Origin of the sequence: Terasakiella sp., from assembly GCF_048267425.1 — a bacterium.
Taxonomy (GTDB): Bacteria; Pseudomonadota; Alphaproteobacteria; order Rhodospirillales; family Terasakiellaceae; genus Terasakiella.
This window is the reverse complement of record NZ_JBLWXN010000001.1, coordinates 421,414-441,672: the sequence shown is the minus strand read 5'-3', so window position 1 is coordinate 441,672 and position 20,259 is coordinate 421,414. Positions and strand designations below refer to the sequence as shown.

The 20,259-nt window shown below is 45.7% G+C and carries 20 protein-coding genes and 1 riboswitch; of the genes, 8 read left to right on the top strand and 12 right to left on the bottom strand.

Annotated features, from left to right (window positions below):
- Positions 1-38 precede the first annotated feature (38 nt).
- Positions 39-764 carry a Sir2 family NAD+-dependent deacetylase gene (gene cobB / locus ACN0VA_RS02105; RefSeq protein WP_417819539.1) on the top strand — a complete coding sequence of 242 codons (726 nt, stop codon included), beginning with the start codon at positions 39-41 and terminating at the stop codon, positions 762-764.
- Positions 765-1,343 carry a uracil-DNA glycosylase family protein gene (locus ACN0VA_RS02100; RefSeq protein ID WP_417819538.1) on the top strand — a complete coding sequence of 193 codons (579 nt, stop codon included), beginning with the start codon at positions 765-767 and terminating at the stop codon, positions 1,341-1,343. It begins immediately after the preceding gene.
- Here ACN0VA_RS02100 and ACN0VA_RS02095 read toward each other — a convergent pair.
- From ACN0VA_RS02095 to ACN0VA_RS02085, 3 genes are all read right to left on the bottom strand, one after another.
- A complete protein-coding gene (locus ACN0VA_RS02095) occupies positions 1,340-4,123 on the bottom strand; it encodes a [protein-PII] uridylyltransferase (RefSeq protein ID WP_417819537.1) in 2,784 nt (927 codons plus the stop codon). The two genes, ACN0VA_RS02100 and ACN0VA_RS02095, sit on opposite strands and share 4 nt — an antisense overlap.
- A gap of 39 nt (positions 4,124-4,162) precedes the next feature.
- Positions 4,163-5,197, bottom strand: a complete 1,035-nt coding sequence (locus ACN0VA_RS02090) for a polysaccharide deacetylase family protein (protein ID WP_417819536.1) — start codon at positions 5,195-5,197, stop codon at positions 4,163-4,165.
- Positions 5,198-5,310: 113 nt separating this feature from the next.
- Positions 5,311-6,573, bottom strand: a complete 1,263-nt coding sequence (locus ACN0VA_RS02085; RefSeq protein ID WP_417819535.1) for a diguanylate cyclase — start codon at positions 6,571-6,573, stop codon at positions 5,311-5,313.
- A gap of 122 nt (positions 6,574-6,695) precedes the next feature.
- Between ACN0VA_RS02085 and ACN0VA_RS02080 the strand changes: the two genes are divergently transcribed.
- Entirely contained in the window at positions 6,696-7,301 is a 606-nt protein-coding gene (locus ACN0VA_RS02080; RefSeq protein ID WP_417819534.1) for a hypothetical protein, read from the top strand.
- Here ACN0VA_RS02080 and ACN0VA_RS02075 read toward each other — a convergent pair.
- The 3 genes from ACN0VA_RS02075 to ACN0VA_RS02065 all read right to left on the bottom strand — a co-directional run bounded on the left by ACN0VA_RS02075 (position 7,290) and on the right by ACN0VA_RS02065 (position 11,834).
- Positions 7,290-9,563 carry a nitric-oxide reductase large subunit gene (locus ACN0VA_RS02075; RefSeq protein ID WP_417819533.1) on the bottom strand — a complete coding sequence of 758 codons (2,274 nt, stop codon included), beginning with the start codon at positions 9,561-9,563 and terminating at the stop codon, positions 7,290-7,292. The genes ACN0VA_RS02080 and ACN0VA_RS02075 overlap by 12 nt on opposite strands.
- A gap of 81 nt (positions 9,564-9,644) precedes the next feature.
- Positions 9,645-9,843, bottom strand: a riboswitch (cobalamin riboswitch).
- Positions 9,844-9,853: 10 nt separating this feature from the next.
- On the bottom strand, positions 9,854-11,122 hold the full coding sequence (locus ACN0VA_RS02070) for a murein transglycosylase A (RefSeq protein WP_417819532.1): 1,269 nt from the start codon (positions 11,120-11,122) through the stop codon (positions 9,854-9,856).
- Between the two features lie 13 nt (positions 11,123-11,135).
- On the bottom strand, positions 11,136-11,834 hold the full coding sequence (locus ACN0VA_RS02065) for a Tim44/TimA family putative adaptor protein (RefSeq protein WP_417819531.1): 699 nt from the start codon (positions 11,832-11,834) through the stop codon (positions 11,136-11,138).
- A gap of 115 nt (positions 11,835-11,949) precedes the next feature.
- On the opposite strand from ACN0VA_RS02065, the gene ACN0VA_RS02060 reads away from it, so the two are divergent.
- Together ACN0VA_RS02060 and secB are read left to right on the top strand one after the other, a co-directional pair.
- Positions 11,950-12,459, top strand: coding sequence for an FxsA family protein (locus ACN0VA_RS02060; protein WP_417819530.1), 510 nt, complete (start codon positions 11,950-11,952; stop codon positions 12,457-12,459).
- 68 nt (positions 12,460-12,527) lie between these two features.
- A complete protein-coding gene (secB, locus tag ACN0VA_RS02055; RefSeq protein ID WP_417819529.1) occupies positions 12,528-13,016 on the top strand; it encodes a protein-export chaperone SecB in 489 nt (162 codons plus the stop codon).
- Positions 13,017-13,088: 72 nt separating this feature from the next.
- Here secB and ACN0VA_RS02050 read toward each other — a convergent pair whose 3' ends face one another.
- Genes ACN0VA_RS02050 through ACN0VA_RS02025 form a run of 6 tightly spaced genes read right to left on the bottom strand, consistent with a single transcriptional unit; the run spans position 13,089 to position 17,271 of the window.
- A complete protein-coding gene (locus ACN0VA_RS02050; protein WP_417819528.1) occupies positions 13,089-13,709 on the bottom strand; it encodes a FecR family protein in 621 nt (206 codons plus the stop codon).
- A complete protein-coding gene (dnaQ, locus tag ACN0VA_RS02045) occupies positions 13,706-14,389 on the bottom strand; it encodes a DNA polymerase III subunit epsilon (protein ID WP_417819527.1) in 684 nt (227 codons plus the stop codon). The genes ACN0VA_RS02050 and dnaQ overlap by 4 nt, the downstream gene beginning before the upstream one ends.
- 2 nt (positions 14,390-14,391) lie before the next feature.
- Positions 14,392-14,982 (bottom strand): dephospho-CoA kinase, encoded by a 591-nt coding sequence (coaE, locus tag ACN0VA_RS02040; RefSeq protein WP_417819526.1) that lies wholly within the window; start codon positions 14,980-14,982, stop codon positions 14,392-14,394.
- A 2-nt stretch (positions 14,983-14,984) separates the two neighbouring features.
- Positions 14,985-15,824, bottom strand: a complete 840-nt coding sequence (locus ACN0VA_RS02035; RefSeq protein WP_417819525.1) for a shikimate dehydrogenase — start codon at positions 15,822-15,824, stop codon at positions 14,985-14,987.
- Between the two features lie 24 nt (positions 15,825-15,848).
- Complete coding sequence (locus ACN0VA_RS02030; RefSeq protein ID WP_417819524.1) at positions 15,849-16,436, bottom strand: Maf family protein; 588 nt, start codon at positions 16,434-16,436, stop codon at positions 15,849-15,851.
- The gene (locus ACN0VA_RS02025; protein WP_188662560.1) at positions 16,426-17,271 is read right to left on the bottom strand and encodes a pyruvate, water dikinase regulatory protein; all 846 of its coding nucleotides are present in this window, start codon (positions 17,269-17,271) and stop codon (positions 16,426-16,428) included. The genes ACN0VA_RS02030 and ACN0VA_RS02025 overlap by 11 nt, the downstream gene beginning before the upstream one ends.
- A 431-nt stretch (positions 17,272-17,702) precedes the next feature.
- Here ACN0VA_RS02025 and hemE point away from each other — a divergent pair, with 431 nt between their 5' ends.
- Genes hemE through hemJ form a run of 3 tightly spaced genes read left to right on the top strand, consistent with a single transcriptional unit; the run spans position 17,703 to position 20,259 of the window.
- On the top strand, positions 17,703-18,743 hold the full coding sequence (gene hemE / locus ACN0VA_RS02020) for a uroporphyrinogen decarboxylase (protein WP_188662558.1): 1,041 nt from the start codon (positions 17,703-17,705) through the stop codon (positions 18,741-18,743).
- 35 nt (positions 18,744-18,778) lie between these two features.
- Positions 18,779-19,819, top strand: coding sequence for a ferrochelatase (gene hemH / locus ACN0VA_RS02015; RefSeq protein WP_417819523.1), 1,041 nt, complete (start codon positions 18,779-18,781; stop codon positions 19,817-19,819).
- 5 nt (positions 19,820-19,824) lie between these two features.
- Positions 19,825-20,259, top strand: coding sequence for a protoporphyrinogen oxidase HemJ (gene hemJ, locus ACN0VA_RS02010; protein WP_417819522.1), 435 nt, complete (start codon positions 19,825-19,827; stop codon positions 20,257-20,259).

Genomic DNA, 20,259 nt, shown 5'->3' with positions numbered 1-20,259 from the left:
TTCCCCTAATATGAATTCAAACGAATTTGGGAGCAACCATGAATGTACGTATCGACAAAGAAGGCACCATCGTCATCCTGACAGGCGCGGGTATTTCACGTGAATCGGGTCTGGATACATTTCGTTGCGAAGGGGGCATCTGGTCAAAAGTTAACTTGGAAGATGTTGCCACCCCCGAGGCATTTCAACGTGATCCCGAAATGGTGCAGGCCTTTTACAATGCCCGACGTAAACAATTGGTTTGTGAGAAACCTCAACCCAATCGCGCCCATCTTGCCCTTGCCAAACTGGAACGCGATTGGCCCGGACGTGTCCTGATCGTCACACAAAATATCGATAATCTGCATGAACTTGCCGGATCAAAAGATATTATTCATATGCATGGGGAATTGATGAAAATCCGCTGTAATCATTGCGGTGCTTTGCATCTTTGGGAAGAGGATCTCTATATCGACACCCCCTGTCTCGATTGTGCCGAAATCGGCGGTTTGCGCCCCCATGTGGTCTGGTTTGGCGAAATTCCCTTACAGATGGATGATATTTACGACGCCTTGCAAGATGCTGATCTTTTTATGTCCATCGGTACATCCGGCAACGTCTATCCCGCTGCCGGTTTTGTACAAGCCGTATCCGGTTTGGGTCACTGTCACACGGTCGAACTGAATCTCGATCCATCCAACGGGGCCACCCAGTTTCAAGAAACCATCTACGGCCCGGCAAGTCAGATTGTCCCGGCTTATGTGGACAAGTTGTTGGCGGATTAAATGGAAGACTTACTCAAGGAAATACGCGCCTGTACCTTGTGCCAAGACCTGCCGTTGGGACCGCGTCCGATCATTCGGGCACAAAAATCAGCTAAAATTCTGATAATCGGGCAAGCACCGGGCACAAAGGTTCATGAAAGCGGTGTGCCGTGGGATGATCCTAGTGGGGAGCGTTTGCGCGACTGGCTGGCGGTGGATAAAGAGACGTTTTATGACGACAGTCAAATCGCCATTATGCCGATGGGTCTTTGTTATCCGGGACGACTGGATAAAGGCGGGGATAAACCGCCACCTGCGCCATGCGCCCCCACATGGCATCATAAGGTCTTACAGGAACTGGAAAATTTGCAGCTGACCTTGCTGGTTGGATCGTATGCCCAAAACCGTTATTTAAAAGGCGTGCAAAAGGAAACCATGACTGAAACCGTGCGTCATTGGTCGGAATATTTCAAAGACGGATACCTGCCTTTGCCTCATCCCAGTTGGCGGGTGACGAATTTAATCAAAAAAAATCCGTGGTTTGAAGATGAGCTGCTTCCTGACTTACGACGCCTTGTTCATCACCACCTTGATCTTTAGACACCTGAGCGTTCGCGCCGTTTTTCCGGTTTGTGAAAATTTTCTTCGGTAATGGTTTGCAACAAGCGCGTCTTAATGGTCGCCAGTTTACTTTCTGAATTCACCTTCAAACCAAAAACGTCTTTGACATAAAACACGTCGACCGCGCGTTCCCCAAACGTCGCAATATGGGCTGAATTGATCTGCAAACCCAAATCGGTCAAGGTCCGTGTCACATCATAAAGAAAACCCAGTCGATCACGTCCATTGACTTCCACTACAGTAAAGGCATTGGATACTTTATTATCGATCAAAACACGTGGGGGAACCGTAAAGACATCGCGACGCGATTTTAAGGTATTCTGGGTGACTTTTTCCAATTCGCTGGCGGGATAAAGCTCACCTTTTAAGGCCTTATCAATCCGTTCTGCCAAACGTTTGATTTTTGTTTCTGAATCAAAGGCTTCCGCACTGTGATCCTGTACAGAAAACGTATCAAGTGCCATACCGTTCGACAACGTGGCGATTTTTGCATCGACAATTGACCCATTGGTCAGTGCCATTGCCCCGGCAATGATCGAGAATAGCCCCGGGTGATCCGCCGTATAAATGGAAATCTCACTGACATTGTTGAAGGTATCATGTTCCACATTAATATGGACGGGGCCATCTTCTTGTGTCGCCCGCCTGACAAGGGCAGCATGTCTGGCTTGAACGTCTGTTTCAAAACTCAGCCAATAACCGGGGTTGCCTTGTTCAATAAATTCTTCAATCTCGTCTTCGGACCAATCCTGTAACGCATCACGCAAAGCATTTTGCTTGGCTGTCACACGCGCCTGAACACCACCGGCAGCCAATTCCCCACCGCTTAAAACCTCCAGCGCCCGCATATATAGAACGCGCAGCAAGTTACCTTTCCAGCCATTCCAGACATCCGGCCCAACCGCACGGATATCACACGCTGTTAAAACCAACAGCAGACGTAAACGTTCCGGTGACTGGACAATATCGCAAAATTGCTTGATCAGATTGGGGTCTTCCAGATCGCGCTTAAACGCCACATTGGACATGGTCAAATGATGGCGTACCAACCATGCAACTGTTTCGGTTTCTTCGTCATCCAACCCCAGACGCGGGCCAAGTTCCAGTGCGACTTCTGCACCCAATTCAGAATGATCCCCACCACGACCCTTGGCAATATCATGCAACATCACCGCCACATAAAGGGCACGCCGTGAAATAATTTCATGTATGGCAACCGAACTTGCCGGTAATTCTTCTGCATTTTCGCCTAACTCAATACTGTTGAGTTCCCCAATCGCCTTGATGGTATGTTCATCGACCGTATAGGTATGATACATGTCGTACTGCATCTGGGCCGTAACACGGGCAAAATCTGGGATAAATTTACCCAGCAGGCCAACTTCACCCATCATCCGCAAAATACGCTGCGGTTTTTTAAGCGAGGTCAACATATCCATAAACAAGCGGTTGGCTTCCGGGTCTTCACGCAGATCATGGTCGACCAAACGCAAATTGGCACGCACCTGTTTTAGGGCAAAGGGATGAATATCCAGATCATGTTCCTGCGCCACGCTGAACAGTTCAAACATCAAAAGCGGATTTTGGATCAACGCGTCCTTATCCCCCAGTGTTAAACGCCCGGAATCAACCCCAAACCCTTCTACATTGCGTTTAAACAGGTTGGTCAGCATGGTAAAACGCTGTTGCTGTTTTTTGTGTTGTTCGTCCAGAACCGCACATAAATTACGCGTCAAATCCCCGACGGTTTTTGCCGTCAGATAATAATGTTTCATAAACCGTTCAACCGCGCGCAAATTGCCCCGATCTTTATATCCCAGGGTCAGGGCCAATTGGTTTTGCACATCAAATGTCAAACTTTCCTGCGCACGGTTGGTCAGATAGTGCAAGGCACAACGCACAGAAAATAAAAAGTTGACCGCCTTTTTAAAAGCAGCGGCATCATCTGCCGTAATCACATCGTATTTGACCAGTTCGCGCCAACGTTCCACACCGTAAATATATTTACCGATCCAATAAAGCGTTTGCAGATCGCGCAAACCGCCTTTGCCTTCTTTCAAATTTGGTTCGACCACATAACGGGTATCGCCCATACGTTGGTGGCGTTCATCGCGTTCTTCCAACTTGGCATCAACAAATTGACGCCCCGAAACATCAATAACCTTTTCTTTGAAACGTTGCTGAAACTCATCAAAAAGGTCTTTGTTCCCCCACAAATATCGCCCGTCCAGCAGGGCGGTCTGAATGGTTAAATCGTCTTTTGCCAATTTAATACATTCATCAATACTGCGGGTGGAATGACCGACTTTCAGCCCCAGGTCCCACAACAGGTACAGCATATATTCCACAGCCTGTTCGACTTTGGGCGTTTGTTTGTAGGGTAATAGAAAAAGTAAATCGATATCGGATTGCGGCGCCATTTCCGCACGCCCATACCCGCCGACAGCCGCCACACAAAACTGTTCGGCCTTGGTCGGTGTATGAATGGCATAAACGTATTTGGTGGTGAAATCATAAAGGGTACGGATAATTTGATCGATCAAAAAAGCATAATTATGAAACGTAACAATCCCGTTGGCTTCTTTGCGTTCAAACCGATCCTTGATTTCCTGACGACCCTCTTTCAAGGCCCCTTTGAACAACTTCAAAACATCATTTTGCATTTTGGACGAATAGCCGGACCATCCGGCCATATTTTCCAACTCCGCCCACAAAGCTTTGCGGTCAATGATTTTGCGTTGTTCTAGGATTTTGGCCATTCTTTTTTTAACACTTTTCTAAATGCACTATATTCAAATTCAGGGGGAAACATAAAACTGGCGTCCAAACCAGCGCCAGCGTCCGTCCCCGGCCGGCAGCGTACAATTCAACCGCGTGCGACCCACCGGCATCGCTTTTTCAAGACGCGCTTCTACGCGGCGATCAAAGCGTTCCAAGCGGACCTTTCCTTCATGGGAAGAAAAACAGGCCAAGGTATCAAGATCCCCGACTTTTTCACCAACGGTGAAGCCGATGATCGGCGGATTGCGACTGCCCACCATCATATCACGCGGCCCGATGTCTTTAACATGCAGGGATTTAGCCTGTGCCACCATTTGAAAACGTTTCAAATCCCCATATTTTTCATTTAAGGCAAAGCGGGCAAGATAATAAATATCATCCCCAATGCCAATGGCCCCGCTATGCTGTCCAAAGGCCGCGCGCATTCCAAAACCACGCACCACAGACACGGCTGTCAAACTGGCTTCCCCATATGGATAAGCAAATAAATCCGGACGATAGCCCAATTCTTTTTCAAGACGTTCAAGCGATCGTGACATTTCATCGCCCATGCGTGACTGTGACGCCGCCGCCATATGAAGATGGCTGGCTGTATGCGCCCCAATACTGACCAAGGGATCTTTATCCATCTCGCGGATTTGATCCCAGGTTAAATGTCCGGCATAACCCCGATCAATGGGATCGGTTGAAATAAAGATGGTAAAAGGAATACCAGCCTTTTTAAAACGCGGATAGGCTTTCTCATAAATACTGGCGTAACCGTCATCAATGGTAATGCTTAGGGCTTTGTCAGGCAATTCCTCGCCCGCGCGGATTTTATCAACCAGATCCCCTAAGGCCAAAACATTATAACCGCCTGTTTTGATCTCTTGCAGGTGTGATTCAAACTGTTCAATTGTAATGTTTGTCGATGGAAAGTTCTCTTCCCCAAAACGGTGATACATCACAACACTTGCCGAAGACTGCGCAAAAGCGGGCAGGGCACTACAAGCAACAAATCCAAAGGCGGTTAAGACCTTTTTCCAATTGGAGAATGAATGACCGAGTTTCATCAGATTAACTTCCGCAGCATTTCTTTTTTATGAGTTTATGATTTAAACCCGTACTATCCCAAGAAGGATTCAAAAGAGCAAGATTTAATCTAAAATGCTTATGGTAAAAGGTGTTAATTAAACTCTTCAATTGTCAGACGATTTCGTCCCGTTTGTTTGGACCTATATAAAAGTTCATCCGCCCGTTTAACGGCTAAATCCAATTTTTCACCCGTTTGAATGGGCACTGCCCCGAAACTGGATGTGACATGACGCCGGTCCTGCAACGAAGGAATGATACATTCTTCAATTCCCCGACGCATATTTTCCAGCAAGTTTTGAGCTGTATCCTTATCTGCCTCTTCAAAAATAATGCAGAATTCTTCCCCGCCCATTCTCGCAACTAAATCACAAGGTCTGATTTTCTGTAACAAAATAGACGAGATCTTCCGCAAAACTTCGTCTCCAACATCGTGTCCATACGTATCATTCACGCTTTTAAAATGATCGATATCCAGCATAGCTACATAGCCGGGCTTTTTTTGAGCCAACAAACGGGTTACTTTTTTACTGCCCTTCTCAAAAAAGAAACGGCGGTTATAAAGACCCGTTAAGAAGTCTTTCGTCGCCATATCCAATAACTTTTTAGTTTTTTCAATCAGTTCCATATTTTGCGTAATACGACAGAAAAATTCTTCCGGCTCAAATGGTTTTCTTAGAAAGTCATTCGCGCCTGTCTTTATAAAACGGGCCGATAAAGTTGCAGTATCCATACCTGACAAACCAATGATGGCCAATTCATCCTTATCGTAAGTCTCGCGGATTTTTTTTGTCAGATCAAAGCCATTCATACCTTCCATATTAAAATCAGTAACAACCAATTTTATATCTCTATTTTCCTGCAAAATATTCAAAGCTTCTTCACCACTGGAAGCTTCTAAAACTTTGAACTGGTGCTGGCGCAGAAGTTCACAAACGTACATACGCATCGTACGTGAATCATCAACAACCAAGGCCTTAATCCCGCGATTCACAATCAAACGATAAATAGTATTACAAAGATAGTGCAAGGAAGCCTGACTTTCCTTCAGGACATAATCGACAACACCCGGCATTTGAATAAACTTATTGCGTAATTCCTCGCTATAATTACTTGAAAAAATAATAGTGGGAATTTGATATTCCGTTATCGTCGCAACAATAGAGCCGTCATCCGCCCCCGGTATTTTAAGTCCGCTCACAGCCAAGCAATAATTTTCAATCCCGTTGGTTTCAATCAATGAGATCGCTTGTTCTTTTGTCGATGCCCAATCAACGGGCACATTAATCATCTCAGCCAATTGAACTTGAATCAGCGAAACAATCGTCTTTGAATTTTCAATCAATAGAAGACGCATTGGTATATCTCAGCTTTGTGTTATTATCTTTTTGGATATATATTATATACAAATTAATGGTGTTGTAACCAAAAATTGATTTTTAATCTCCAAATATCATTTTTGTTTCCCATATATTGATTATGGAAAAGAACAAACAGACACATAAATTATCCAAATGGGGCCACAGCTATAAAAGCTGGCATATCCCGTTGTCACAAAATGATATTATCCTTGGCGATGCCTTGACAGATATGCATTTGCATTCTCATGGGCAGGGCGCGATTCCGTTGATCATACAATTGGTGGAAAACCCACGGTTTCGCCTGCCGGGGCTTGAGCTTTTTCACGGGGCCGTTGATCTGGATGACCATGATTGCATCCATATTTTGCTGGGCCGGGGTATGTTACCAAAGGATGAGGCCTTTGTGATCGGCTTCACGATGGGATCAACCGGGCAGGTCGGTGCATTGGAAGAAAAGCTCTATCGCCTGATTTCGCAATATCTTTATCCCGATGTCTATAAATTCAGGGAAGACGATCTGGAAATTTTTCGCGATGGGTTACACCTTGGCATGCTTTGCCGCAGTGACGCCCTGGACAAAGTTGATTACGGTCCCCTTATGGATAAAACATTAGGCGAGGTGCGCAACAGGCTGGGCATTGATACCGCCTTGTTAAAAGCCTATTACGCACTGGAAGCCAAACGTTACCCCTATGCCGGGGAAAGCATGCGTTTATTGAATTGAACGTTTCCGACTGAGGACAAACCAGACCAAGGGCATTACACCGCCCACAACAAACAAAATCCCCCCGACAGATCGGAAAATCGTCAGATTGCGAAAAACGTCACCGGACACAATTTCCGAAGAACGCGCTTTCCAGAAGCCTTCTTCCAAAACGGTGATGACCTGATAGACCCCGACTGGAAAAAGATCGAGAAACATCATCAAAGCCACTCCGATATTTAACGACCAGAACGCCGTTCGCAAAAGTTTTGCATTCCAGCGGGTTTCACTTAACAAATGCTGGCAACAGAACAGCATCCCGGCAATGGCAATATTGCCTTTTACACCAAACATAGCCGCATGTGCATGATTTCCGGTCAGATAGGTCGCATGTTCGAAATAATTGACGATCGGCAGGTTAATCAAGGAACCAAACACACCAGCGCCAAAAACATTCCAGAAATTTACCGCAAGGATAAAATACCAAACTTCAGTCATCACGCGGGTTTGTTTGCCTTGTCCCTGCAACCCGGTTGCCCGCTGTTTTTCCTGATGCAAACGCCACGCATCCAACGTTAATAACAGTAACGGCAAGACTTGAAGGGTGGAAAACACACTGCCCAGCGCAATAATACTGGTCGGTTTGGCGATCCAGTAAAAATTATGGGCCACCCCCAGTGTTGCTGTTGCAAAAAACAACATGACAGCCAGAAAAATCACCCGTTCCGCCATGATACGGGTAATCAATCCCATTTGCACCATCATGTAAGCCACAATCACGGTTGTGAAAACTTCAAACGTGACTTCAACCCACATATGAACAACCATCCAACGCCAAAAATCGGCCACGGCAAAATTGCTATCTGGCAGCACCAACAGGCTGAAAAACAAGAATAAAACCATAACCGCACTGCCATATAACAACCAGGCAGGAACCGACCAGATATTTTGCCGATTTAAATGGGGTTTGATCCCGCGATAAATAATCAGGATCCACAGGCTGAAGGCGATTAACAACAGAATTTGAAACGCCCGGCCCAATTCCATAAATTCCCAGCCCTGACTGCCAAACCAATAAGAAAGCGTATCGTTTATCCGACCTGTTTGCCCCAGATAAATCCCGATCATACCGCCGACCCCGACAAAGGCGCACATCCAGAACATCAGATTAATCAAACCAACTTGTCCCTTGGGCGGTTGGGACAGGGCGGGCAAAAAGAAAATCGTATAACCCGCCCAGCAGATAAAGAACCACATGATCTGAAACAAAGTATGGTAACTGCGCGCGACATTAAACGGGATAATTTCGCCCAGATACAGACCAAAAGGGCGGACAAAATCAGTTGCCGCTAAAATACCGAACAAGACTTGTAAGGCAAACAAAGCCATTGCCAGCATAAAAAATTTATAAGTGGCGCGTTGCGTGGGGCGAATGGTTTTATGTTCCAGATCAGGTGTGCTTAAAGACCGTTCGCCATGACTGTGAAACGGATCATAATGGGTTGATTTCATTTGGCCATACACATACAGAACCAAACCAATGCCTAGAAATAAAACAAAGATAGAAACCATGCTCCAAAAATAGGTGGGCGCACTTGGTTCATTTCCGATATCCGGGTCATAAGGCCAGTTATGGGTATAGGTATGCTTTTCACCGGGCCTATCCGTGCCCGCAACCCATGCACCCCAATAGAAAAAGGCAGATAAGTCTTTTATATCCTGCGGGTTACGAATATATCCGGCGCGAAAATATCCGGGATGGGCCGGATCCCGAAACATGGCCTGATAATAGGCGGAAATTTCGTCAATGGCATAGACTTGGGCCGCATTCAGCAAAACCACATTCGATGATTCATTCCATCTGTTGAAATGAATTTCACGTTTGACACGGGCGGCAATGGCGTCGCGTTCAAAATCCGGCAAAGGTGAGGTTTGTCCCTGTTCATAATAGCGACGCATGGCTTGCCCCATTAGATGCAAAGCCTCGGCGCTGAAATCCGGGCCACGTTCAGCCCCATCCCCCCAAAAAGAGCCATAATTCATTAAACCGCGTAAATGAAAGAGCTTTTGCCCCCGTTTAATCTGATCTTGCGATAAAATAATCTGTCCGGCTTCATTAAGATAATCCGGTAAGGGCGGAGCACTGGAATAGGTCCGGTCTCCTATAAAATACAATCCGGCCAGACAGATAAAAGAAATCGTAAAAAACTGTACGAACCACTGTTTTTTATCGATCAGCATTTCTGCCATATTTCTACATTTCTTCAAATGAATGCTGGGCATCGTCAACTCCCCGTGACAAAAGCCAGGGCGTCGAACAAGCAAAATGCTTGTCGATCCCTTTTGCCATCAGGTTTCGCCCGTCAATAAAAAGATATTCCCTGTTCGTCTTCTGGCTTTCGGATCGTCTGTTCTCCCATTCCTCCTTCCCAAAACAAATCATGTTCAGTGGATTTATAAATGTTGGAAAAACATCCCCGATTACAGCGGCGGGACCGCCACGGATTTACACCGTGTTCCGTTAACAGGTCACGGCTATCTATCAAGCAAAGGTTTGAAAAACAAGCGTTAAATTAAGAATTTGGGCTGTCTTGTGCAACATCACAGACTTCACAACGGCTTAACGAGTTTGCTGGAAGAAGTGCAAAGAAACTGCCTGTTTCTTTCATCTTACCGGCGCGCATGGCCGCCTCTTCGCCAAATCCCCAAAAGACATCACCGCGTACAACGCCTTTGATCGCCCCACCTGTATCCTGTGCCACAACCAGTCGGGATATTGGGTTTGGTGTCACCGGATCGGTAAAGGTATGAAGGTAAAGCGGTAATCCCAATGGTAAGAACCGTTTATCAATGGCAAGCGAGCGTCCCGGCGTCAGTGCAACGCCTTGTGCACCGACCGGACCGTCATCTTTAAGTTCGCGAAAAAAGATGAAAGAGCTGTTTTCACGCATCAACTCCTGCCCCTTATCGGGATGAGCCGCCAGCCAGCTGCGGATAGCTTGCATGGACATCTCTTCTTTGGACACTTCGCCGCGATCAATTAAAATACGCCCGATTGAGGTATAGTCATGGCCATTGTGACCGTCATAGCCAACACGCATGGTGGACCCATCAGCAAAAACCACCCGGCCTGATCCCTGAATATGCAGGAAAAAAGCATCGACCGGATCATCCACCCAAACCAGTTCGAGATTTTTACCACGCAGTTTCCCTGCATCAATCTCGCTTCGTGACGCATAAGGGACCAGTTGTCCGTTTTCCAATCGTCCGGCAAGGCGTTTGCCTTTCCAGTTCTGTTTAAATTCACCCAGACCGACTAGAACCAAATCATCGGGTCGTTTATAAAGTGGGGTTTGATAGACCCCGCCTTGGGTCAGTGCCCCGCGAAGGGCTGCTTCATAATATCCGGTAAACAACCCACTGGCAGCGCGGTCTTCTGCAAGATCGCTTACCAAATAAGGTTGGAAAAACATTTGATAAAATTCGCGTGCTTTTTGGCTGTCACCATCGGGCAGGGAATAGGCCTCGGTACAAATTGGTTTCCAATCCCCGGCAACACCGCCAATCCCATTGGGACCGATCGGTTTGTTTTCATCCATACGCCCAAATGTCTGGCAGGATTTACGCAGGGCAGGGATGGAATTTGCAATTTGATCGTCTTCCCAGCCCGGCAAGCTAGCATAGGAAACAGGCATCAAACGAATATCATGGCGTTCCGGCATATCCGGTGTCGCCATGACTTCGTGTTTATCCATATCATGTGACGGCGTGCAAGCACCGATAACCGAGACCAGCGCCAACAGACTGCATATCTTTAAGTATGACCCCCGCCCCACGAACATGAAATAAGCCCTTCTATTCCGCTTGGGTCGCTTTCAGGAACCAAATCGGGCTGTTTGAAGAAATATCACGTTCAAACGTCCAGACATCGGTAATGGTATCAATATAATTGCTATCGCCATCGACCACTTCACCATCGGCATCACTGGTAACATTGACCTGTTCACTGACAATACGAACAGTGACTTCCGCCATTTTATTATCTAGGGCGGCATCAATAATTTCTAATGAGCCAATCCCGATCAAGGTGGTTTCCAGTGTTTCACCGGCTGCCTTGCGGGCATCCAATGCCGATTCGAAATTTTGATAGACTTCCGGGGTCAGCAGATTTTTCAGCGTTTCCCGGTCATCACCGGCAAAGGCTGTCAAAATCATTTCAAAAGCCCCGCGTGCGCCTTCCACAAAACCATGTTGATCGAAACTGGGATCCGCCGCAATGATTTCCGCCAAAGCCTGTTGAACAGGACCAACCGGTTCAATCTCATTCACTTCGGGGATAGGATGTTGATTTTGTTGATTTTCCGGACCGGAACCCGGCAAATGGATCACATTGTCCCGAGAGGATTCATTATCTTCATCCATAGGATCGGGATTGAAGATATCGCGATGATTGCGATTGTCTTCGTTTCCATCCTTACTGCCCAGCACACTGCGAAGGCGTAGGAAAATAAAGACCGCAATCAGGGCAAGGAGTATGAGATCGAAATTAGCCATAATGATGTTTCAAACCTGTTATCTTTTGCAAGTAGTGTAGCTTGCGCTTAAGCTGTTGTAAAACTAGATAATCTTAAATCGCCAAAAGGGCAAGGTTTCACGAAAGTAAGGTTTTATGGGTTTTATCGTTCTACTCGTCTTTATCATCGTTCCGATCATCGAAATTTCCGTTTTTATTCAAGTCGGTGACTGGATCGGTTTATGGCCAACCATCTCAATTGTTATTTTAACGGCAATTGCAGGAACAGCATTGTTGCGCCAACAAGGTCTATCCACCTTGATGAGAGCCCAACAATCCATGAACGAAGGACGCATGCCCACAAGCGAGCTTTTTGACGGGGCTTGCCTGCTGATCGCTGGCGCTTTGTTGCTCACCCCCGGATTTGTCACCGATACCATCGGTTTTTTGTTATTTTTACCGCCATTTCGCGCTTTTTTACGGTCAAAGGCGGGCAGCATTATTAAAAACTCTCGCAATATTCATATTGTGGGGGGCGATATGGACCCTCGCCATCCTGAGGGCAATTCCCCTCCTCATAAATCTGAAAATTCAACGGTTATTGATGCGGATTTTGAAGAAGTTGATCCCAATCCCGACAGTCCTTGGTCTGACAAAAAGGATTAAGTTGAGTTTGGCACAACTTTTATGCTACGACCTTGCCCAACATTTTTTCTTATCAGGAGAGTAGGGCAATGGCCGACCAAAACGAACAAGCAACCGAAGCTGGCGAACAAGAAGCTGCACCGTTTCTCATTCACGGTCAATATATCAAAGATTTGTCTTTTGAAGTTCCCAACGCACCGGGCATTTTTGGCAAAATGATGCAAAACCAGCCCGACGTTTCTGTAAATGTCGATGTGGATGCAGCCAAATTGTCCGAAACGCAGTTTGAAGTGACATTGAAAATTCGTGCCGATTGCAAAGTGGGCGAAGATGTCGCCTTTATTTGTGAACTGGCTTATGGCGGCATTTTTGAACTGAACGTTCCGGCAGAACATCTTGAACCGATGTTGTTGATCGAATGCCCGCGCATGCTGTTCCCGTTTGCCCGCAACATCGTTGCCAGCACAACACGCGACGGTTCATTCCCGCCGATGATGTTGAACCCGGTCGATTTTGCATCCATGTACCGTGCCCGTATGGAAGCGCTTCAAAATCAAGCAGAAGCCGGTCAAGCCTAAGCGGATTACATAGATATAAATTAAAAAAAACGGCTTCTGGTTTATTCAGAAGCCGTTTTTTTATCCTGTTCTTTAATGAACCAGACTTTTTGCTTTTTCCCGTTTTTCATCGCCCCAGTCTTGGGCCGGTGTGGGGGCAACATGATCATGTTCTAAAGTCGTACCGGTATTTTCACCTTTTAAGAAAACTTCGCCAGCATGGTTTTTCACATGAACACCACCGCCGGACCAATGGGCAATCTGTAACTTACCCTCCATTTCCCCAACAAAAAATTTGGTCCCGCGAATACCGATTGTGGCATGCTGGGTTAAAACTTTCATACCATCGGGATTGGCTTTGGCAATGGAACCGGAAACGCCATCCATTGCACCTTTCAACAATTCCACAACCACATTGTCATTTTCTGTTCCAAATGTGTAATCATTGACAACAAAAGACGTTTGAGCCCCCAATTTAAAACGACCCTCATCCGCCATTGCAATTTCCAGACGCGAGTCTGGCCCGGTTGATAAAATATCACCAATCATCACCTGATCGCCTTCTTTCAAAACACGAACTTGTGCATTTTGAACGGCCAGAGCCGAACCATTTACAAGATGAACTTTTCCAGCAACGCCTTTTTCAAAATCTGCCTGTGCCGCAAACCCGGCAAAAATCAATGCCAAAAAAAAGAATGGGATAAAACGTTTCATTTATTTTCCTCTCCCGCCAACCAAATGGGATTTTTTATTTTTTCCAAAAAAGCAGTATGGGCAGCAAGTTCTTCTTCGCTTGCGTGATGGGCCCGTGGCTCTCTAAATATTCGTTCTTTTTTAAGTATATCATCGCCATAACCCGCTTCTTTTGCCAATTCCAAACCGGGTTGGCGTCCGCCGATTAATTCCAGATAAACTTCTGCCAATAACTCACTATCCAGCAAAGCGCCGTGTTTTTCCCGGTTAGAGTTATCAACACTGAACCTGCGACACAATGCATCCAGGTTGGCCGGTGATCCCGGAAATTTTTTGCGGGCAATGACTAGGGTATCAACGACATTATTGCCCATTTCGGGAAATTGATGGCCTTTTAATTCCCAATTCAGGAAGGGCACGTCAAAGCCTGCGTTATGGATAATCAAGGTTGCATCCCCGATAAAATCCAAAAATTCCTGTGCAACTTCCTTAAATAAAGGAAAGTCACGCAAAAATTCTTCAGACAGACCATGAACCCGAAAAGCACCTTCCGGCATATCGCGTTCCGGGTTGATATATTGATGATAAGTACGCCCGGTCGGCATATGATTAATCAATTCCACACAACCGATTTCAACAAGACGATGTCCTTGTTTGTATTCAAAACCTGTGGTTTCCGTATCGAGAACGATTTCGCGCATGATCAATCCTGAAGTTCGTGGATTATCTTTTTAACCTGATTACGGGCGACACGAAAGCCCGATCCGGTAAAAATAATATAATCTGCCTTGCGCCGTTTTAAGGCATCCGGCATTTGTTTTTTTACAATTGCCCTATATTTTTCATCACTCATGCCCGCACGGGCCATCACCCGTTTTTTTTGTAACGTTTTTGAAGCTGAAACCACTGCAATAGCATCACAACGACGGCCTCCGCCCGCTTCAAATAACAAGGGAATATCCAGTACGACAAGCTTGCGTCTTTGCAATCGGGCCAATCTTAAAAATTTTCTTTCTTCTTCACGAACCATCGGATGTAAAATGGCTTCCAACTTTTTTAAGGCCTCATTGTCGCCAAAAACCTGCGCTCCCAGCTTTTGACGATCCACCGCGCCGCTTGCCTCCAGACAATCCCCAAAAACCCTTTCAATCAAAGGGGTTGCCCGTCCATGTGCACCCATCAATTTGTGAACCGTTGCATCGGCATCATAAACAGGGACGCCATATTGGCGAAAGATCGACGCAGTTGCCGATTTTCCCATACCAATTGAACCGGTCAAACCAAGAACCAACATTCTTAGTTTTCCAGAACAAACTGGCGTAAAGCTTCATCCACAACCGGGTCTACACCAAACCAGGCTTCAAAACCAGGGCGGGCTTGATGAAGCAACATGCCCAAACCATCGACAACCGAACAGCCATGAACATGGGCTTTTTCCAACAAATTCGTCATTAACGGAGCATAGACAATATCGTTGACCAAGGCTGTTTTAGGTAAATCAAACAGATCAATTTCCAACAATGCTTGCCCACTCATCCCCAAGGTTGTTGTATTGGTTAAAAGATTGGCCCCACATAAGGCTTGTTCGCGTTCATGCCAATCGACAACCGTGATGGGTGCCTCCAGTTCAGCAGCCAGATTATCAGCGCGTTCTTTGGTGCGATTGGTCAAACGGATTTCAGGAACACCGGCTTCTGCCAAGGCAATCAAAACGGCGCGTGCGGCCCCGCCAGCCCCTAACACAACAGCTGGGCCAGCATCAGCCTGCCAATCAGGTGCCCCACAAATTAGATTTTGATAAAACCCGTAACCATCTGTGTTATCTGCAAAGATCGTTCCATCTTCTTTAAAAACCAAGGTATTGGCGGCCCCGATTTTTTTGGCCCGCGCGCTGACCTCATCGGCAATTTTCAGGGCGGTTTCTTTATGGGGAACGGTTACATTTGCCCCTTTAAAACCCATTGCCTGCATGCCATGTATTGCCTTGGCAAAATGGTCCGGTTCCACAGGTAAGGGAATATAGGTTCCATCAACCTGATATTTTTCCAGCCAATATCCATGTAGACGTGGAGATTTGGAATGTCCGACAGGCCAGCCGATCACACCGGCAATTTTGGCTTTCCCTGATAAAATCATTTCATCCATCTCCTCTTATATTGATTAACGCGCCAAAATATCACGAGATCGTAAAAATTCCAGAAGCGCCAAAAGCGGCAATCCCAAAATCGTAAAATAATCACCTTCAATGCGACTAAACAACTGAACACCTTTGCTTTCCAGACGATAACCGCCAACCGTTGTCAAAACATCCGCGCCAACATCGTCCAAATAGCTGTTTAAAAACATATCGCTAAAATCGCGCATTTCCAATTCTGCATTCTGCGCATAAGACCAGATCAGTTCCCCGTTTTTGACGATTGAGACCGCGCTGATCAAATGATGAATTTTTCCACGTAAATCCATCAATTGTTTTTTGGCTTCTTGTTGATCAACCGGTTTGTCATATCTTTGACCTTCACATGCCATCATTTGATCGGCCCCGATAATATAAGATCCGGGATATTTTTTAGAAACAGCTACCGCCTTGGCAAACGACAGTTTTAATGCGGTTTCGCGAACACTTAATCCTTCGCTTTTAATAAGGTTTTCGTCCAAATCAGCGGGACAGCATTCTATATCCAAGCCTGCACCTTGTAATAAGTCAGCCCGGGATTTAGAGGCTGAGGCCAAAATAATCTTATTCACCATCCCAATTGCTATCCTCATAAGCCTGATCGCGTTTCATTTTCAGGTTTAAAATAGCGGTTGCCGTTTCTTCAATGGATTTACGGGTCACATCAATCATCGGCCAGCTGTGTTTATTACATAACTTACGGGCAAATTGGACCTCATCCACCACTGTATCCAGATCCACATAATCGGTATGGGCGGTTTCATTGAGCAGATTTAAACGGTTTTTACGAACCTGAATAAGACGGCGCGGATCTTTCGTCAGCCCAACGATTAAACATCCGGCAAATTTTGGATCGCTTAGATCAGTTGGCAACGGACATTGTGGCACAATTGGAATATTTGCAGTCTTTAATCCTTTATTGGCTAAATAAACACAGGTCGGTGTTTTTGATGTCCGTGACACACCCAGCAAAATAATATCGGCATTGTGGATTTCATGGCTGGATTGCCCATCATCATGGGCCAAGGCAAAATGCATAGCCTCAATCCGTTTAAAATAATTTTGATCCATTTCATGTTGAAGACCGGGCTTAAAGCTGGCTTCGGCACTGAATGTGTCTTTCAAAGCTTCCATGATCGGATCAAGAACGGCAATGCAGGGAACGCCTAAACTTTCACAGCCTTTTTCCAATTGGGCACGCAGGTTTCGATCCACCATTGTAAAAATAACCACACCCGGATGGTTTTTGACACCATTGAGAATTTTGGCCACCTGACCGCTTGTACGCACCAGGGTCCAGACGTTTTCGCAGACGGTAATACCCTCAAACTGGGCAATACAGGCACGCGCCAGTGTTTCGATGGTTTCCCCGGTGGAGTCGGAGACAAGATGGATGTGATAGTTGTTCATAAGTCCGCCAAACCTGGGGATAACTGGTCAAGTTGATCACAAGGGCCAATTCCATCCCGCTATTTGCAAAAATTCTCAACCCGCTTATCAGGCTATGCATAATTCTTTTGTACTCTGCCGCCTTGTGTGGACAAAGGTCTTTTTTTGAAAACTTATCCCCGTTATCCACAGAATTAAACACAGATCGGGCGACTCCGCCAAGATTTTGAGGCGACTCCGAAGGTAAAATTCTAAAATCCACAAGGCCGACTCCAATCCAGCCATATTTTAGCCAGAAACGTCCTTCATATGGGGACAGCTTGTGGATTAAATTTGATCCCCGTTATCCACAGGACCAACATCAACAACAAACTAAAGAAAATAACCTTTACTATTGTTATTGAACTGTGAATAACTCATCAAACTTTAGGGATCGAAGGGAAGACCGTATTATGGCATCGACAGACAAATTATTCTTACGCGCACTCAAAGGCGAAAAAACAGAACGTCCGCCGATTTGGTTAATGCGTCAAGCCGGACGCTATCTTCCTGAATATCTGGAAACCCGTGCCAAATCCAAAAACTTCCTGCATTTTTGCTATTCCCCGGATTTAGCAGAAGAAGTCACCTTACAGCCCTTGCGTCGTTACGGGTTTGATGCTGCCATTCTTTTTGCAGATATCTTAACTATTCCCGATGCTTTGGGACAGAAGGTTGAATTTGTAAAAGGTGAAGGTCCAAAACTGGAAGCTATTCGCGATATGGACGGGCTTTCAAAATTGAGCTTAGATGGGATTCATGATCATCTCGCCCCCGTTTATGAAACTGTCTCCAGGTTAAGTAAGAGTATTCCTTCCAGTACCGCGCTTATTGGTTTTGCAGGCGCGCCTTGGACAAATGCGACCTATATGGTGGAAGGCGAAGGATCAAAAAATTATGAAACGATCCGCCTTATTGCTTATCAGGATCCTGATTTTTTCCAGTCTTTGATTGATATGCTGGTTGAGGCCACAGCCGGATATTTGATTAAACAGATTGAAGCCGGGGCAGAAGCTGTCCAGATTTTTGACAGTTGGGCCGGTGTTCTTCCCGAAGATCAATTTGATCGTTGGGTTATTGCCCCAAACAAAGAAATTACCCGCCGCATCAAAGAAGCTTATCCAGATATTCCCGTTCTTGGTTTCCCACGTGGGGCCGGACCGCTTTACAAAAAGTTTGTTCTGGAAACAGGCGTCGACGGCGTCAGCATCGATCAAACCGTTCCATTGGATTGGGCCGCCAAAGAACTGCAACCGTTATGCTGCGTTCAAGGGAATTTAGACAATCTTTGTGTGGTTGCCGGGGGTGAACAAATGGAAGTTCAGGTTCAAAAAATCCTTGATACTTTGAGCGACGGTCCCTTTATCTTCAACCTTGGTCATGGCATTGTGCCCCAAACACCGCCGGAAAATGTCGCGCGTGTGGTTGAGATGGTTCAAAATTATAAAAAGTGATCCTTCCTAAATAAAAGAAAAGAAGAGGGGAAAATATGAAGCTTGCTATTGTTTTATTTAATCTGGGTGGTCCTGACTGCCCGGAAGCGATTGAACCTTTTCTTTTCAATTTATTTAACGATAAGGCAATTATTGGCGCACCGCAGCCGATCCGATGGATGTTGGCGCGTTATATTTCATCGAAACGCGCCCCGGTTGCCGAAGAAATTTATTCTCATCTTGGTGGGAAATCCCCGCTTTTGAAACTGACACAAAATCAGGCCGATGCTTTAACGGCATCAATTTCAAAAGAAATGGGCGAAAGTGTCGAGGTTCAATCTTTTATTTCCATGCGCTATTGGCATCCTATGAGTGATGATTGCGCCAAAAAAGTAAAAGAATTTAACCCCGATCATATTGTTTTATTGCCGCTTTACCCGCAGTTTTCGACAACAACGTCTGAATCTTCGCTAAAAGATTGGGCACAGGCGGCTAAAAAAGCAAAAATTAAGGTCAAGACAACTTCTATTTGCTGTTATCCAACTAATAATGGATTTGCAAGCGCTATAACTGATCTATTACTTCAACAAATTGAAGAAGCTTCCCATATTGGAAAACCGCGTGTACTTTTTTCAGCTCATGGTTTGCCGAAAAAAATTGTCGATCGCGGGGACCCTTACCAGTGGCAGGTTGAACAAAGCGCTTTGGCTGTGGTTGAAAAACTGAATATGCCCAATCTGGACTGGTGGGTAAGCTATCAAAGCCGTGTTGGTCCTTTAGAATGGATCGGACCGGACACGGAAGATGAAATCAGCCGTGCCGGTCGTGAAAAAGTTCCCTTGATTATCGTTCCTATCGCCTTTGTTTCCGAACATTCAGAAACTTTGGTTGAATTGGATATCGAATATAAGGAATTAGCCCAAAAACAAGGCGTTCCTGCTTATTTTCGAACACCTGCGGTGGGAACACATCCATTTTTCATCGATGGATTGCGTGACCTGGTCATTTCCCATATTTCAAATAAAGACGATGTGAAACCTGAAGGCGGTGTACGTCTTTGTCCGCAAAAACATGGTCGTTGCATCTGTAAGGGATAAATAGAATGTTTGAAGACAGTTATTTGTGGTTCAAGGCCCTTCATGTGATTTCTGTGATGGCTTGGATGGCAGGTTTGTTTTATCTGCCGCGCCTTTATGTCTATCACACAAATGCGGAAATCGGTTCTGAACTGTCGGAAACATTAAAAATAATGGAACGTCGCCTTTTGCGCGCCATTATGTATCCGGCAATGGTGTCTTCAGCCATTTTCGGGACATTACTGCTGTTTGAAATTCAGGCATGGACACAGGGTTGGCTTCACGTCAAACTTTTGTGTGTCGGGCTTATGATCATTTTTCATTTTATGCTGGCAAAATATCGGTTGGATTTTCTCGCCGATAAGAACCAGAAGACTGAAAAATTTTATCGTATGATCAACGAAGTGCCGACAATCTTGATGATTGTTCTGGTTATTGTGGTGATCGTAAAACCGTTTTAA

What these genes read in the sequence shown, in the direction of transcription:
- cobB (WP_417819539.1), top strand. Translation starts at nt 39, where the DNA reads ATGAATGTACGTATCGACAAAGAAGGCACCATCGTCATCCTGACAGGC.
- ACN0VA_RS02100 (WP_417819538.1), top strand. Translation starts at nt 765, where the DNA reads ATGGAAGACTTACTCAAGGAAATACGCGCCTGTACCTTGTGCCAAGAC.
- ACN0VA_RS02095 (WP_417819537.1), bottom strand. Translation starts at nt 4,123, where the DNA reads ATGGCCAAAATCCTAGAACAACGCAAAATCATTGACCGCAAAGCTTTG.
- ACN0VA_RS02090 (WP_417819536.1), bottom strand. Translation starts at nt 5,197, where the DNA reads ATGAAACTCGGTCATTCATTCTCCAATTGGAAAAAGGTCTTAACCGCC.
- ACN0VA_RS02085 (WP_417819535.1), bottom strand. Translation starts at nt 6,573, where the DNA reads ATGCGTCTTCTATTGATTGAAAATTCAAAGACGATTGTTTCGCTGATT.
- ACN0VA_RS02080 (WP_417819534.1), top strand. Translation starts at nt 6,696, where the DNA reads ATGGAAAAGAACAAACAGACACATAAATTATCCAAATGGGGCCACAGC.
- ACN0VA_RS02075 (WP_417819533.1), bottom strand. Translation starts at nt 9,563, where the DNA reads ATGCCCAGCATTCATTTGAAGAAATGTAGAAATATGGCAGAAATGCTG.
- ACN0VA_RS02070 (WP_417819532.1), bottom strand. Translation starts at nt 11,122, where the DNA reads ATGTTCGTGGGGCGGGGGTCATACTTAAAGATATGCAGTCTGTTGGCG.
- ACN0VA_RS02065 (WP_417819531.1), bottom strand. Translation starts at nt 11,834, where the DNA reads ATGGCTAATTTCGATCTCATACTCCTTGCCCTGATTGCGGTCTTTATT.
- ACN0VA_RS02060 (WP_417819530.1), top strand. Translation starts at nt 11,950, where the DNA reads ATGGGTTTTATCGTTCTACTCGTCTTTATCATCGTTCCGATCATCGAA.
- secB (WP_417819529.1), top strand. Translation starts at nt 12,528, where the DNA reads ATGGCCGACCAAAACGAACAAGCAACCGAAGCTGGCGAACAAGAAGCT.
- ACN0VA_RS02050 (WP_417819528.1), bottom strand. Translation starts at nt 13,709, where the DNA reads ATGAAACGTTTTATCCCATTCTTTTTTTTGGCATTGATTTTTGCCGGG.
- dnaQ (WP_417819527.1), bottom strand. Translation starts at nt 14,389, where the DNA reads ATGCGCGAAATCGTTCTCGATACGGAAACCACAGGTTTTGAATACAAA.
- coaE (WP_417819526.1), bottom strand. Translation starts at nt 14,982, where the DNA reads ATGTTGGTTCTTGGTTTGACCGGTTCAATTGGTATGGGAAAATCGGCA.
- ACN0VA_RS02035 (WP_417819525.1), bottom strand. Translation starts at nt 15,824, where the DNA reads ATGATTTTATCAGGGAAAGCCAAAATTGCCGGTGTGATCGGCTGGCCT.
- ACN0VA_RS02030 (WP_417819524.1), bottom strand. Translation starts at nt 16,436, where the DNA reads ATGGTGAATAAGATTATTTTGGCCTCAGCCTCTAAATCCCGGGCTGAC.
- ACN0VA_RS02025 (WP_188662560.1), bottom strand. Translation starts at nt 17,271, where the DNA reads ATGAACAACTATCACATCCATCTTGTCTCCGACTCCACCGGGGAAACC.
- hemE (WP_188662558.1), top strand. Translation starts at nt 17,703, where the DNA reads ATGGCATCGACAGACAAATTATTCTTACGCGCACTCAAAGGCGAAAAA.
- hemH (WP_417819523.1), top strand. Translation starts at nt 18,779, where the DNA reads ATGAAGCTTGCTATTGTTTTATTTAATCTGGGTGGTCCTGACTGCCCG.
- hemJ (WP_417819522.1), top strand. Translation starts at nt 19,825, where the DNA reads ATGTTTGAAGACAGTTATTTGTGGTTCAAGGCCCTTCATGTGATTTCT.